We start from the raw sequence: 15,211 nt of genomic DNA, 5'->3' as shown, positions 1-15,211 counted from the left end.
AGACTATTCCTTATAATTCCTCTCAACCAGGGAGCCTGGCTCAGACTTTAAGCAGCGGGGAATTCTTCCTCTGCTCCTTGTACTCCAGAGAGGCCTTGATGAAGTTTCGAAAAAGGGGGTGAGGGTTCATGGGGCGGGACTTGAATTCAGGGTGAAACTGGCATCCCAAAAACCAGGGGTGATCTTTCAGTTCCATGATCTCGACCAACTGGCTGTCAGGAGACAGGCCGGACAGAACCATGCCTGCCTCGGAAAGGCGCTGCCGATAGGCATTGTTGAATTCAAACCGGTGCCGGTGGCGCTCCGAGATTTCAGTGAGGCCGTATGCCCGGTGGGCCCTGGTGCCCGGGATGAGGTGACAGGGGTAGGCCCCCAGGCGCATCGTTCCGCCAAGGTCCGAATCCATATCCCGGCGCTCAATCTTTTCGCTGCGATAATCATACCATTCACTCATGAGGTAGATGACCGGGTGAGCGGTCTGAGGATCAACCTCTGTGCTGTGCGCACCTTTTAGACCGGCGACGTTCCGGGCAAATTCAACGACCGCCTCATGCATGCCCAGGCAGATACCAAAAAAAGGCATCTTGCCTTCCCGGGCATAGCCCGCGGCCGAAATTTTGCCTTCGATCCCCCGCGAACCAAAGCCGCCGGGAACCAGAATGCCATCCGCTTCAGCCAGGAACTTGTCCGCGCCTCCAGCCTCGATGTCCTCCGCATCCACAAATTCCAGATTCACCCTGCTCTCATTGGCCACACCGCCATGGAACAAGGCCTCGTTGAGGCTCTTGTATGATTCTCTCAGATCCACGTACTTCCCGACGATGGCAATAGTGACCTCGTTCTGGGGGTTCTTTATCCGCTTGATCAGGTCTTCCCATGCCTCAAGGTGAGGGGCCCGGGTCCAGATGTTGAGAAGCTCCACGATCTTTGCATCCAGGCCCTCCTTATGAAAGCGGAGTGGACATTCATAGATGTTATCCACGTCAATAGCCGTGATAACGGCGTCGGACTCCACATTACAGAACAGGGATATCTTTTCTTTCAGAGGGGTATCGAGAACTTTTTCGGTCCGGCAAAGAAGGATATCAGGCTGGATACCGATGCCTCGAAGCGTGGCCACGGAGTGCTGAGTCGGCTTGGTTTTTACCTCGCCCGAAGCCTTGATGAAAGGCACCAGCGTGACATGAATATAGATGACGTTTCCCCGGCCCAAATCCAGCCGGAGCTGACGAATGGCCTCGAGGAAAGGCAGACTCTCGATGTCACCCACTGTTCCGCCGATCTCAACGATGGTTACGTCCACGTCATCGGCCACAGCCTTGATACATCGCTTTATCTCATCCGTAATATGGGGAATGACCTGAACGGTGCCGCCCAGGTAATCCCCCCGCCTTTCCTTGGTGATCACGGAATGGTAGATGCTGCCCGATGTGAAATTATTTTTTCGGCTCAATTTGGCATGGGTGTAACGTTCGTAATGTCCCAGGTCCAGGTCGGTTTCGGCGCCGTCGTCAGTGACGTAGACCTCCCCGTGCTGAAAAGGATTCATGGTTCCTGGATCAACGTTGATGTAGGGATCGAGTTTTTGAAGGGTGACGGTCAGGCCGCGGCTTTCCATCAAGGCCCCAATGGAGGCTGCGGCTAAACCTTTCCCCAGCGAAGAAAGGACCCCGCCCGTAACGATAATAAACTTACAGTTCATAGAATGGCCCATCTTGGAGTGTGACCAGCAAGGCTTCAAACGGGCCTCCATCAGGTCATCTCAGACTACCGCAAAAGCCTGTGGAATGTCAAGGTTCATGCTTGGGATTCACAAGGCAGCTGTGAGTCAATATTGTCAGGGAGGCCCGCTTTGCGGATCACCCTGACCTACAAGGCTGAGCCGGCATCAGGTAAACAGTCGCTTCTGTGAAATGCTTTTTGAAGGGGTTATTTAGGGTGGAGCCTTTTTGAAAGTTCCCCGTAGAATTTAAAAAAGGCTCTTTGATGTTGGGGGGTCATGTGGTAAAGATTAGGCCATCTCTATAAAGAGCGTGCTTTCATGAAAAGATTACTATTTTCCATTCTTTATCTCGCTGTTATTTCATGGGCCTTCTCCGCTGAAGCCGGTTTCATTTCCATACAGACTTACGCTACCTGTACGGTAATGCAGGACGGAGTCAGAATAAATGTCACCACGACCAATATGGGAGATGAAGCCGCGGCGAACGTCCAGATCCATGCCATTTTTCAGAATACGGTCCGTTCATCCGGGATAAAACCCGCGCTCAAGCCGGGCGAGTCTTTTACCGCTTTTTTGACCCTGCATCCGCAGCTGTCCCTACCTGGCTCCTATCCGGTTGAGGTTCGGGTGGATTTTCACGACCTCAACGGCTATCTTTTCTCCAGTTTGTCTCATGCGTCCTTTGTTTATCAAGAAGGCGTCAATATGCAGGTCTTTGTGCGGCCGACTGAAGTCGTTATGACTGGCAAGACCAGGCTGCGCCTCGAGGTGCTCAATATGGACCGGGTCGAGCGGGAAGTACGAATCCGCTTGATCGTACCGCAAGAGTTAAAGGTGAACCCGGCGGAGCAAGGTCTGCGCATCAAAGCCCAGGGGAAGGGGAAGGTGAGCTTTAAACTGAAAAACTTCTCAGCCCTTGAAGGCTCAGTATACCCTGTCATATCCTTCCTTGAATACGAGGCCGACGGACGGCATTACAGCAATGTGGCCGAAAGCAAGGTCCGGGTGGCTCAGGATCAAAATTTTTTTAAAAAGCACTCCGTGGCCCTGATTATCTTCGGATTGGCCCTGGGTCTTGTGGTGGTCTTGTTTCAATTGCTTCGTCCTGACAAGAAGGCGTAAAAGACTTGGGCTTGATCTCTCTTTACCCCAGGGAAAAAAACTTGAACCGGCTGGCAAAAGTCAGTCTGTTCATACTTGCCTATCTCTTTCTTTTCAGCCACCTTAAACTCGAACTCATCCTGAAAGACGCCCTTGTCACCGGGGGCGACACGGCCAGCCACTATTTGAGCGCGGTTTTTCTCAAGGAGCATCTTCTGCCTCAGTGGCGTATCATGGGCTGGCTGCCGGGCAACTATGCCGGTTTTCCCTTGTTCCAGTTTTATTTCCCCCTGCCGTTTCTAGTGATGAGCCTGCTGAGCCTGGTCATGCCCATGACCATAGCCTTCAGGATCATCAGCCTTGCTGGCGTTTTCACTCTTCCGGTCGGGGCTTACCTTGGTCTTAAACAGATGGGTTTTAAGACTCCTGAACCTGAACTGGGCATGGTTTTTGTGCTGTCTTTTCTTTTCATGGAGGCCAATTCCATGTGGGGAGGCAACATTCCTTCAACGCTGGCCGGCGAATTTGCTTACGGTATGGGGCTGACCCTGGCCCTGATCTATCTCGGCCGCTTCTATCGCGGCATCGAATCCGGCCGGCACGTTGTTTCCAACGCCCTCCTCCTGGCTTTGATCGGTCTGGCCCACGGTTACCCTCTGCTTTTTTGTGTAGCCGGGGTGAGTTTTTTCCTGATTACGACCCGCAACTGGCTTTTCCGGCTGGTCTATATCCTCAAGGTTAATCTGCTGGCCTTCTGCTTCATGGGTTTCTGGATCGTGCCTTTACTCCTCTTTTTACCTTACACCGTGCCTTATAATTTTATCTGGATCATAGACGGTGTTTTGCAGGTTTTCCCGCGCATCCTGTGGCCGTTTATTGGGCTGGCCTTGGTTGGAGCGGCTCTCGGCCTGCCGCTTGTTCGCCAATCACCGGCCGAAAAAAGCCGGGTCCTTTTTTTTGTCTATCTAATCTTCATCGTCTGCATTTTTTATCTCATCGCCCCCAAGATCGGGATGGTAGACATCCGCTTTGTGCCTTTTGGGCAGGTCTTGCTCGTTCTTCTTGGAGCAGTGGGCGCGGGACGCCTGCTGGGCCGTTTTCGTCTGAAATCCCTGGCCGCCCTGGCCTTAACCATTGGCGCCATGGTCTGGATCGCCCATCAGGTGCATTTTATCGGTCAGTGGATGGATTGGAATTATACCGGTTACGAAAACAAGCGGCTCTGGGCGCCCTTCAAAGAGTTGAATGACTACCTGCAAGGCACCTTTGCCGATCCGCGGGTAGTCTATGAACATGCCGCTGAAACCAGAGCGGTCGGCACGCTCCGGGCTTTTGAATCCCTGCCTCTTTTTGCTGGCCGGGCAACCCTGGAGGGGCTGTATATGCAGTCCAGCCTCTCGTCTCCCTTTGTGTTCTACATCCAGTCCGAGGTCTCTAAAATCTACTCCTCGCCGCTCCCAAATTATAATTACAGCCGCTTCGATCTGGCCAGAGGGCAAAGGCATTTGGAGCTCTTTAATGTGAGTCAGTATATAACCGTGACCGAAAAAGCCAGGGCCGAGGCCCTGCGGGCCCCTGGTCTTGAGCTAGACAAAGAATATCCTCCTTTTGCCATTTTCGGGTTGGCTCAGAACCAGAACCGGTATGTCATTCAGCCCCGATTCAGACCGGTCCTGGCGCGATCAGAAGATCCCAAAGCCGACGCCTTCACCTGGTTCAGGTGGAGCGACCTTGAAGTGCCTCTGGTATTTGCGGCAAAGGTCAGCGCGGCGGAGGAAAAGTATTTTGACGCTGTTATCGGCCCGGGCGAGTTCAAGGACCAGGTACGCAACCTTCCCCGGCGCCCTCTTGCCTCTTCGGACGAACTCAGGGAGACCATTAAAAATAATGAAATCATCATCCAAGGCGCAGTGCCCGGCCGCCCGCTCTGGATTAAAGTTTCTTACCACCCCAACTGGCGTGTTGAAGGCGCAGACCGGGTCTGGCGGGCCAGCCCGGCCTTTATGCTTGTCTTTCCGACAGAGTCCCGGGTTCGGCTTTATTTTCACCGCACCTGGCCTGAATACCTGGGTTTGGGGCTGAGCATCCTGGGCGTCTTCTATGCCTTGAGCCGTCTTTTTTCCAAGCGCGGCCGGGCATTGGAGCCGGATTTCTCAACGCCCCTTGACCGGCCCCTGGCCGGGCTGGCGGCCATGATACGGCCCCGGGCCGGCCTTATCCTGGGAATCGTGATCGGCCTGGCTTTGACGGGCCTCATGCTCTTTATCCTGGCCGTACATTACCGGGATCCGACCATCTATCACAACCGCGGCCTCAAATTTTTTAAGGCTCAGAATTATAAAAAGGCTCGAACCGTTTTCAACGAAGCGCTCGAGCGGTTTCCACTTTCGCCTATCGTGGGACAGACCCTGCACCATCTGGCCCTTTCTTATTTTAACGAGAAGCATTATGAAGAGGCCCTGGCTGCCTGGACCCGCTTCCCGGCTGAATACCCGGAGAGCCGGGTTTTACCTGAGGCCTTCTACCACATCGGACTCTGCCACCTGCGCCTGGGTCGGTCTGAGCAAGCCGTTCGCGTCTTCAGAGAGGTGCTGCATAAATTCCCGGATTCGGTGTGGGCCGTGGAATCCGGCCGCCGCTTATCCGAAATATACAGACCGAACGAGCTTTTTCAGAAGGCCATGCATCTATTTGATCAAGGACGCTACAGGGAAGCGCGAATCCTTTTTGATCGGACGCGGGAAAAAGCAGACCGCCAAGACTTAAAGGAGCGTGCCGCCTATTTCAGCGCCATCTCTTTATTCAAGGCGGAAGAATGGCCTGAGGCCCTGATTGCGTTTCAAGATTTACTGGCAGCTTATGCGCCGGGTGAATATACTGCTGAAGCGTATTATCACCTCGGACTGGTCAACCTCCATCTCGGCGCCATAGAGGAGGGCCGGAAGGCGCTCCAGAAGGTCATAGACGACTATTCGGAAACCCGGTGGGGCAGGTATTCGCGGCAGGTTATGGAAAGTCTTAATCAGAAAGCCCGGCCATGAAAGTACTCCTGATCAACCCTGATTTCAAGGCGGCTCGTTCCAGGGCCCGGCGCTACAACCGGGCCTGGCCTCCGCTCGATTTACTCATCGCCGCCTCCATGCTCCGGCAGGCCGGGCACGAGGTTGCCTTGATAGACGCCCGGGCCACTGGAACCGGGTTCGAAGAAATAAGGCGCGCCGCGCGGAGCGCTGATCTGGTGGTGCTTGAGTCCAGTCCATTAGACCGCTGGCAGTGCCCGGACCTTAACTGGGAGGGGCTGGTAAACCTGGCGCGGCGGCTGCCGCGGGAAAAACTGGTCCTGGCCGGGGCTCATGGTACGGTGCGGCCGGAACTAATGCTCAGAGAGACCCGGGCCGCGGCCCTGATTCGGGGAGAACCCGAAGCTGCGATAGTTGAACTGGCCGAGGCCGGCGGAAATCCGCGAGGCATTGCCAGGCTGTCCTACCAGGACTCCGGAAGGATCATTCAGGAGCCGGATCAGGGCCAGATTAGTCTTGACCTGCTTCCCCGGCCTGCCTATGATCTAATTGATTTTAAGTATTACGGCTATGAGCTGCTGGGCCGCCGCCTCGCTCTGCTCGAAACTTCCAGGGGCTGTCCCTTTTCCTGCATTTTCTGCCTGAAGGCCATGTATGGTTCCGGGTTAAGGACAAAGGCCTGGCCGCGGGTTCTGGCCGAAGTGGAAGAGGTCGTGGGCCGGTACAGGGCCGAATCTGTCTATTTTATTGACCTGGAGTTCGGTCTGAAACAAGAGGATACGATCAATCTTTGCCAGGAATTAATCAGGATGAATCTGGACTTTCGCTGGTGCTGCCAGACCAGGGCCGATGCGGTGGACCCTGAACTACTGGCCCTGATGAAGGAAGCAGGTTGCGCCCTGATTCATTTCGGGGTGGAAACGGGTTCACCCCGCCTGCTTGACGAAACGAACAAGAAGATCTCTTTAAATCAGATCAGAACCAGCCTGGACCACTGTCACCGGCTGGGCATGGCTACGGCCTGCTTCTTTCTTTTTGGTCTGCCAGGCGAAACAGAGGCGGACCGCAGGGCTACGATGAGACTTGCCCGTGAGCTGAATCCCACCTTTGCCTCTTTCCATATTGCCTCACCCTATCCCGGGACCGAACTGAACAGGCTGGCCGGTGAGGATGATCCTTTTCCTGCCTGCCTGAGCCGCGAGCACGATCTTGATCTTTTATCCCGACAGGCTCGACGAGCCTTTCTTTCTTTTTATCTCCGTCCGGCTTACGTCCTGGCCCGCTTCAGGGAAGGAACTTTTAAGGAGAAGCTCAGGCGGATGCGGTTGTTCTGGGAGTTCGTGCAGTGAAGTCCGGCCTGACAGTGCTGATCCCGGTCTTAAATGAGGGAGATATTATTGAGGCCAATACAGGTCGTCTCCTGGGCTTCTGTGAAGATTTAGAGCGGCCCTTTGAGATTATCCTCGTCAGTAACGGCTCGACCGATCAGACCACTCGGCTTGGCCGGAACCTGGCCCAGGCGCATAATCAGGTTCACTTCCTCGAAATTCCTGAAAAGGGGGTCGGGCGCGCTTTTTCTTTGGGAGTAAATCAAGCGCGCTATGACCAGATCATCTCGGTGGACATGGATCTCTCCGTTGATCTGAGTTTCATCAGCCAGGCGCTGGATCTCATGCAGGACTATCATATCGTGATCGGCTCCAAGAAAATGGGCACCCAAAGGCGCGCCCTGTGGCGTAAAGCCGGAAGCACGGCCTTTATTCTTACCGTCCGCGCCCTGGTCGGCCTCCCGTTTGAAGATTACTCCATCGCGGCCAAGGCCTACCGCCGGGAGATAATCGTCAAGTATCTCGACCGCATCAACCATGGGACCTCCTATGTCCTGGATATCATCTACCATGCCTTGTCCGACGGGGGGCGGGCCATAGAGATCCCGGTGTTCTGTGAGGACTTTCGTGCCAGCAAATTTAATTTGTTAAATGAAGCCCTCTATCGGTTCTATAACATCTTCCGTCTTTGGTGGGATTACCACCTGCGGTCCCTGGCCTCCAGATCTCAGACATATCACTGATTGAATTAAAAATTCGTCGAATCAGAAGCCTATGTATCGGTCATAAAGAGCCCTGGCCTGGCCATGGTCACTGGTGCCATGGATAATGACCCGGCCGTCAGGGAAGACTGAGAATTGGAACCCTTCGGCCTCAAAGCGGACCAGGTATTTATTGGAGGAAATGATATCCTCGGGTTCCAGGTGTTGAACCAACTGATCCAGGTTAAAAGAAAACTCTTGGGGGGGATTGATCTGAACGGCGTCAATACCGCACATGGTTTCAGTGGTGGACCGGCCCCGGCCCCTTAGGAACTCGAACTGTTTTTCTTGGCAGCAGGGGCAGGTCTGACGCGGGCCTGTTTCAAATGGTATTAATTGATAAGAATTGTTCCAGAGATCAAAAGTAAAAAGACCCGGACTCAAATACTCCTGAGCACCGGAGAGAAGCTTAATAGCCTCAGTCACAGCGATTGAGGCAGCCAGATTCGGTGTCGAGCCAATTATCCCGGCTGTGTCACAAGTGGGAAGGACGCCCGGCGGGGCCGGATCCGGAAACAAACACCGCAGGCAGGGAGTCTTCTCTGGAATGATAACCATGACGTTGCCTGTAGCGCCGATCACACCGGCGTAAATCCATGGAAGATCGAGGCTGACCGCAGCATCGTTGATCAGGTAGCGGGTCTCCTGATTGTCCAGGCCATCCAGGATCAGATCCACCCCGGATATCAACTCGCAGACATTATCCGGGTTCAGGTCGGCCACCACCCCTTGGACCTCGACCTGACTATTCATTTGCTTTAACTTTCGCGCAGCCAAGATAGCCTTGGGCAATCCGGAATTCAGGTCGGCCTCGTCATAAAGCAATTGCCGGCCCAGGTTGCTCAATTCCAGGAAATCCCTGTCCACGACCCGCAGCCGACCGATTCCCGCCCGCACAAGCAGCGTGGCGATAGTCCCGCCGAGGGCACCACAACCGGCAACCAGAACACCGGCCTCTCTCAACCTGGCCTGTCCTTCAGGGCCCAACCCCCTGAAAAGTTCCTGTTTCTGATACCGGCGGTTGTCCTGGCTCATTTCTCCCCTCCACGAATCCTAAATTAAGTTGCTTTTTGCGTCCTGGCCTGTCAATTTTGGACCTGAAAAAATTCAAGGCTTGATCAAAGACAAAAATAAATCTACATTAGAAAAAAATTGACGCAAAGGTCCCTCTTAGATGTATAATAAATCGTAATGAAAATATGATCAAGTCATGGGCTGTCATTGCGAGTGAAGCGAAGCAGTTCATTCATTTTAGACCTGCCTCAGCCTGTCCAGGGTAACTGCTCGAAATGAAGTCCTTTTAAAACATCTATTGCTAAAAAAACAAGATCCCAGGCTCCCACTGTCTTTGAATCATATATGAAAAAAGCAGTCATTTTTACCTTGTCAGACCATCTAGCCTGGTGTTGTGCCTTTTACCAGAGGCAGCTGTTTGATCGGCTTGTTGGGACAGAAAGGAACAGTAGAAACCGTGCCTGATTTGCAAAATTACACCTTCAAATTCTTGACCGAACCCGGCCTCTTTGCCTTTGGAGACAACCGGGAAGCGATTGCTGAGCAGAGGCGCTCATGAGTTATACCGGAATTCTGTTCACTACCATTGGCGGGTTAGGTCTCTTCCTTTTCGGCATGAAGACCATGTCTGAAAGTCTTCAGCACGTGGCCGGACCCAGACTGCGCAATATACTGGCTGCTGTTTCAGCCAACCGGGTTATAGCCTGTCTGACCGGGGCCTTAGTCACCGGGGCTATTCAAAGCTCAAGTGCCACCGTGGTCATGCTGGTCGGTTTTGTCAATGCCAGGCTTTTGAATGTTTCCCAGGCCGTGGGGGTAATACTGGGGGCCAATATCGGGACCACTGTCACGGCTCAGCTTATCGCCTTCAGGATAACCGAGTATGCCTTGCCAGCCATTGCTATTGGCGTTGCCATTAAAATCTTTGCCAGACAACGGCACTACGCGGAAATTGGCGGAGTTATCTTGGGGTTTGGCCTGGTTTTTTTCGGCATGGCAACCATGAAGATGGGGGTGATTCCTTTAAGGGAGTCCCCTGCATTTATTGATTTTTTTACCAGGTTCCAGGCTGACAATATTGGAGGCATCCTTTTGTGTGTCCTGGTCGGCGCCATTATAACCATGGCCCTCCAGAGTTCAAGCGCCACGGTTGGTCTCACCATGACCCTGGCCGCCGAAGGGTTGATAGGTTTCCCTGGGGCGGTGGCCCTGATCCTGGGTGAAAACATCGGTACAACCATTACAGCTGAACTGGCCAGCATTGGCTCCAGCGGCGCCGCTCACTGGACGGCGCGGGCGCACACCCTGTTCAACGTCATTGGTGTAAGTTACATAGTTATCCTCTTTCCCTTTTTCCTGACCATAGTCCGCTGGGTAACCTCTCACGTGCTGTATCTGGGCCCGGCGGAAATGATCGTCGGCGGCGAACTGCCTAATGTCGCACGCTACATCGCCTGCGCTCACACCATGTTTAACGTGGTCAATGGCATTTTCTTTTTAATCTTTTTTAGTTTGCTCATCAGGGCCGCCAAATGGCTGACCCCTGCCCACGAAATAGAAGAGGAACTGGACCTGTATAAACCCCAATACCTGGATTCGAGCTTCATCGAGCTGCCTACAGTGGGCCTCGAACAGGCCCGGCAAGAAGTCAGACGCATGGGAAGTATTGCAGACATGATGATGGCAACGGTCATAAAGTCTTTACCCGAAAGAAAATTAAAGGAGCTCAGTAGTTGGCGGCAGCGGGAAGACGCCCTGGATATTCTCCAGCGTGAGGTCACCGATTACCTGGTCCGAATTTCACAGCGTGACTGCACGCTTGACGAATCCAGGCAAATCTCTTCCTTGATGAGGATGACCAACAATATTGAACGAATCGGGGACTCAGTGGAGAACATTGCCGAACTGATTGAAGAAATGATTGAAAATAATGTGTATTTCTCGGATGAAAGCCTGGAGGATTTCGATGAGATGACCACAAAGGTTGTGGATTTTTATCATTTTATCCTGGAGAGCCTGGAACACCGCAGCAAGGACACCGTGATGGATAAGGCTCGAGCCATGGAGAGTGAAATTGATCTCTTGCAGGAAACATTGAGGCACAAACACCTCGCCCGCCTCCGGACTGGAGTCTGCACCATTGATCCGGGCATGATTTTCACGGATATGGTGAATAATTTAGAAAAGATCGGTGATTACTGCTTCAATATCGCCGAAGCCGTAGCCGGGATTAAATAGAGATTAAGAAGCACCAGTTCCGATTCTTTTAAAGAGAATTCTAAAAATACGTTCCGATTGAAAAGGTTTGAGCTTCGCCACTTCGTTTCTTCTAAGAAACTATTTTTTCCTGTTTCAGGATTTAATAGTATGAAACCCATTGAATTTGCACGTTTTTTTATATTATATATGACCCGTTGTTTATACTAGTCTTGGCCTTTAGTGACATATGAAAGACCAGAAAAATACGGGCGGGGATAAACCCCGCCCCTACAATACCGATTTAAAATTTTAGGTTCTTTGAAAAAATCTGTGGGTTGTCAAACCATATTTTTATCTCCGGAGCGCCGGCCGGTTTGCGGCGGCGCAATTCCGACGAGCTTTTTAGAGGCCCATTCTCATCGCACCGTCGAACCGGCCAACGTTTGCCATCTGAGACTGAAAAATATTTGCTCCTGACGTATAAATTTTTATGAAAAAACAATTTGTTATCTCAAATGGGCTTAATCGTTCACCCACAGATTTTCTAGACGAAGCAAATTTTTGAGTAGAGGCGGGGTTTATCCCCGCCCTCCAAAACTTGAAAACAATTTCTTTGTCAAATAACCCTATGGCTTCTGCCGAAGGGCCGGGGGCTCGCAATGACATTTTATAATAATATCAATGGCATATAATTGAGAGCGCCGCGAAGTAATCTCTCCTTTAATTTCTTCTAAAAGTCCTTGTGCCAATCGCAATAGTTTTCACTTGAGCTTGTCTATTTCTTTTAACTAATGCCTTATTCCACACCTAGGCCTTAATCCGGCGGATGCGGGCGCCGAGAGCAGAAAGCTTTTCTTCAATCCGTTCGTAGCCTCGATCAAGGTGATAAACCCGCGAAAGTTCGGTCTGCCCTTTGGCAGCCAGGCCGGCCAGAACGAGGGAGGCGCTGGCGCGAAGATCGGTGGCCATGACCGGCGCGCCCAATAGAGAGGGAAGCCCCTCGACAATGGCTGTATTCCCGCTCAACCTGATGTCAGCGCCCATGCGCTTGAGCTCATCCACATGGATGAACCGGTTGTCAAAGACAGTTTCCGTTATTACCGAGAGGCCGCTGGCCAGGCACATCAGGGCCATAAACTGGGCCTGCATATCTGTGGGGAAACCGGGGTAGGGTTCGGTCTTGACGTCAACGGAATTGATTACCGCAGGGCCGGTTACCACGACCGCATCCTCGCCTTGACGGTCGAATGTCAGGCCGGCCTGTCTGAGCCTGTTTTCCACGGTTGTCAGAGTGGCCAGGGGGACCTGCCTCATGGTGATCCGGCCGTGGGTTACTCCGGCGGCAACCATGAACGTCCCGGCTTCAATCCTGTCAGGCATGACATTGTAAGACATCGCCTCCAGGGATTTGACTCCTTGAACAGTGATGACATCTGTGCCACTTCCCTCGATTTGAGCCCCCATGGCGGACAAGGCGCCTGCCAGGTCGGAAATCTCCGGTTCCCGGGCTGCATTTCTAAGGACCGTCGTACCCTCAGCCAGGACGGCGGCCATAAGGAGATTCTCAGTACCGGTCACTGTGGGCAGATCGAGGAAGATCTCCGCCCCCTGTAGTCCCTGGGAAGGGGCCTTTGCTTTGACGTAGCCATGTTCCAGCGTGATCTCGGCCCCCATGGCTGCCAGGCCCTTGAGGTGCAGGTTGATCGGTCGGGTGCCAATGGCACAGCCGCCGGGCAATGAGACCTGGGCTCTGCCATGACGGGCCAGCAACGGCCCCAGCACCAGGACTGAGGCCCGCATGGTTCTGACCAGATCATAAGGAGCGATCAGGTTATTGACTGGGCTGGTATTGATTTCAGCCCGACCCGAGTCGAGATCAACCTGAGCGCCCAACCGGCGCAGTAATTCGGCTATGGTCCTGATGTCTCGTAAATCCGGGATATTTTCCAGGACCGAGGTTCCATCGGCCAGCAGGGTTGCGGCCATGATGGGCAGGGCCGCATTCTTCGCCCCGCTAATGGTCACCTCGCCCTCGAGCCTCTCGCCACCGTCAATGATCATCTTATCCATGACTGACTGAACCTCCGGGATTGTTCTTTATCAGCACTGCCACACGGTCACGCCCGGCCAGGTCCTTGCATATCCTGACCTGATTGTAGCCGCACGTCCTTCCCATCTCTCTGACCGCCGGGGCGTGGGTATGCCAGATCTCTAAGAGCAGCGCGCCTTGAAGCCGCAGAAGCGCTCTGGCCTGGGCGACAGCCTTCGTGATCAGGTCCAATCCGTCTTCCCCGCCATTCAGCGCCAGCCTGGGCTCAAAGTCCTTGACATCCGGAGCCATGTCGTCAAAGGCGATCCGGGGAACGTAAGGCAGGTTGGCGGCGATGAGGTGGAAGTAATCGGTTCGATCTCTCAGCGGTTCAAGCAGGTCACCCTGCAGGAAGGTGATTCGTGATTCCAGTCCATGCCGCTTAGCGTTGGCCCTGGCGATCTCTACGGCCTTTTCCGAGAGATCTATTGCCCAGATCCTGGCCTGTGACAACCTGCTGGCAAGAGCCAAGGCAATCGCGCCGCAGCCTGTCCCAAGGTCAACGATATGAAGGGACCCGATTTCTGCTTCATGATCTGAAAGCTGGTTTTGAGCCGCTTTGAGAGTCTCGTCAACCAGAAGTTCAGTCTCGGGCCTGGGTATGAGCACTCCGCGGTCAACCTTAAGTTCGAGTGAATAGAATTCCTTATGACCGGTGATATAAGCCACAGGCTCAAAATCAGCCCGGCGCCGCACTCGTTCCCGAAAGGCCTTCAGCTCCGGCTGGTTTAAAGGGCGATCATAGTTGAGGTACAGTTTAACCCGACTCAATTCCAGTAAATCAGCCAACAGGACCTCAGCATCAAACCGGGCTCTCTTCACACCCTTGCCAGTCAGGTAACTCGTTGTCCACTGGATGAGGCGCAGGACGGTCCAGGGTTCTGAATGACCGCCGGATGGGACTTGCTTGCTCAAAACGTCTTTAAAGTCCGGGCTTGAAAGTGGGTCGCCAGGGTGTCAATAATCTCCTGGATGTCCCCCTCAAGAATCGAATCAAGGCGGTAAATGGTCAGGTTAATCCGGTGATCGGTCATGCGGCCCTGCGGAAAATTATAAGTTCGAATGCGTTCGCTGCGGTCGCCGGAGCCCACTTGGCCGCGCCGATCCTCAGAGATTTTATCCTGCTGTTCCTGAACCTTTATATCAAGAAGGCGAGCCTTAAGCACTTTAAGGGCCTTGGCCTTATTCTTGTGTTGAGACTTTTCGTCCTGGCAGGTTACCACTAGACCGCTGGGCAGGTAAGTGATCCGGACCGCTGAGTCTGTGGTATTGACGCTCTGACCGCCCGGACCTGATGAGCGATAGACATCAACCTTCAGGTCCTCGGGCTTAATATCCACATCCACATCTTCAGCTTCGGGCAGGACGGCTACGGTTACGGCTGAGGTATGAATGCGGCCCTGAGACTCGGTCGTGGGAACACGCTGGACCCGATGAACCCCGCTCTCATATTTGAGCTGGCCGTATACCCGGTCTCCCTCAATCAGGGCGATAATCTCCTTAAACCCGCCCGTGCCAGTCGGATGGCTGCTCAGGACTTCGATGCGCCACTTCAATTTTTCAGCATACCGGCTGTACATCCGAAAGAGGTCAGCCGTAAAAAGGGCTGCCTCCTCGCCTCCGGTCCCGGCCCGAATCTCGAGGAGGGCATTCTTGCTGTCATTGGGATCTTTAGGTTGCAGAAGCAGCTCAAGATTTTTCTCCGCGGCCTTAATGAGGTCCTGGTACCGGGCAAGCTCGGTTTCAGCCATCTGCCGCATTTCCTCATCCGGGTCCTGCAGGAGTTCCTGGGTCTCCTCCTTTTCAGTTCGTAATTTCTTAAGGCGGCGGTAAGCGTTCACAACCTTGGAAAGCTCGGCATGCTGGCGCAGGGTTTTCTGATAGAGGTCCCTGTCTTTGAGAATCTCGGGCTGCGACAGCTCATTTTCGAGCCGGTTAAACCTCTGCTCCACTTTGGTCAAATCTTCAAGCATGCT

The 15,211-nt window shown here is 53.4% G+C and carries 10 protein-coding genes; 5 read left to right on the top strand and 5 right to left on the bottom strand.

Features of this window, described 5'->3' with window-relative positions:
- Window positions 1-40: 40 nt before the first annotated feature.
- The gene (locus JRI95_00470; protein MBW2060015.1) at window positions 41-1,702 is read right to left on the bottom strand and encodes a CTP synthase; all 1,662 of its coding nucleotides are present in this window, start codon (window positions 1,700-1,702) and stop codon (window positions 41-43) included.
- Between the two features lie 339 nt (window positions 1,703-2,041).
- On the opposite strand from JRI95_00470, the gene JRI95_00465 reads away from it, so the two are divergent.
- The 4 genes from JRI95_00465 to JRI95_00450 are packed head-to-tail and all read left to right on the top strand — an operon-like array spanning window position 2,042 to window position 7,915.
- Entirely contained in the window at window positions 2,042-2,845 is an 804-nt protein-coding gene (locus JRI95_00465; protein MBW2060014.1) for a hypothetical protein, read from the top strand.
- A gap of 5 nt (window positions 2,846-2,850) precedes the next feature.
- Window positions 2,851-5,865 (top strand): tetratricopeptide repeat protein, encoded by a 3,015-nt coding sequence (locus tag JRI95_00460; GenBank protein MBW2060013.1) that lies wholly within the window; start codon window positions 2,851-2,853, stop codon window positions 5,863-5,865.
- A complete protein-coding gene (locus JRI95_00455) occupies window positions 5,862-7,193 on the top strand; it encodes a radical SAM protein (protein ID MBW2060012.1) in 1,332 nt (443 codons plus the stop codon). The genes JRI95_00460 and JRI95_00455 overlap by 4 nt, the downstream gene beginning before the upstream one ends.
- Window positions 7,190-7,915 carry a glycosyltransferase family 2 protein gene (locus tag JRI95_00450; GenBank protein MBW2060011.1) on the top strand — a complete coding sequence of 242 codons (726 nt, stop codon included), beginning with the start codon at window positions 7,190-7,192 and terminating at the stop codon, window positions 7,913-7,915. The genes JRI95_00455 and JRI95_00450 overlap by 4 nt, the downstream gene beginning before the upstream one ends.
- Window positions 7,916-7,936: 21 nt before the next feature.
- Here JRI95_00450 and JRI95_00445 read toward each other — a convergent pair whose 3' ends face one another.
- Window positions 7,937-8,968 (bottom strand): ThiF family adenylyltransferase, encoded by a 1,032-nt coding sequence (locus tag JRI95_00445; GenBank protein ID MBW2060010.1) that lies wholly within the window; start codon window positions 8,966-8,968, stop codon window positions 7,937-7,939.
- 534 nt (window positions 8,969-9,502) lie between these two features.
- Between JRI95_00445 and JRI95_00440 the strand changes: the two genes are divergently transcribed.
- The gene (locus JRI95_00440; GenBank protein MBW2060009.1) at window positions 9,503-11,185 is read left to right on the top strand and encodes a Na/Pi cotransporter family protein; all 1,683 of its coding nucleotides are present in this window, start codon (window positions 9,503-9,505) and stop codon (window positions 11,183-11,185) included.
- 768 nt (window positions 11,186-11,953) lie between these two features.
- Here JRI95_00440 and murA read toward each other — a convergent pair.
- From murA to prfA, 3 genes are read right to left on the bottom strand one after another with little or no spacing between them, the layout of a single operon-like run.
- Window positions 11,954-13,216: a UDP-N-acetylglucosamine 1-carboxyvinyltransferase gene (gene murA, locus JRI95_00435; protein ID MBW2060008.1), complete on the bottom strand. Its 1,263-nt coding sequence runs from the start codon at window positions 13,214-13,216 to the stop codon at window positions 11,954-11,956.
- Window positions 13,209-14,150: a peptide chain release factor N(5)-glutamine methyltransferase gene (prmC, locus tag JRI95_00430; protein ID MBW2060007.1), complete on the bottom strand. Its 942-nt coding sequence runs from the start codon at window positions 14,148-14,150 to the stop codon at window positions 13,209-13,211. The genes murA and prmC overlap by 8 nt, the downstream gene beginning before the upstream one ends.
- Entirely contained in the window at window positions 14,147-15,208 is a 1,062-nt protein-coding gene (prfA, locus tag JRI95_00425; GenBank protein MBW2060006.1) for a peptide chain release factor 1, read from the bottom strand. Before prfA ends, prmC begins: the two co-directional genes overlap by 4 nt.
- Window positions 15,209-15,211 lie beyond the last annotated feature (3 nt).

It is taken from the genome of Deltaproteobacteria bacterium, assembly GCA_019308995.1.
In the GTDB taxonomy this organism is placed as follows: Bacteria; Desulfobacterota; Desulfarculia; order Adiutricales; family JAFDHD01; genus JAFDHD01.
This window is presented reverse-complemented; position numbering and strand designations above follow the sequence as displayed.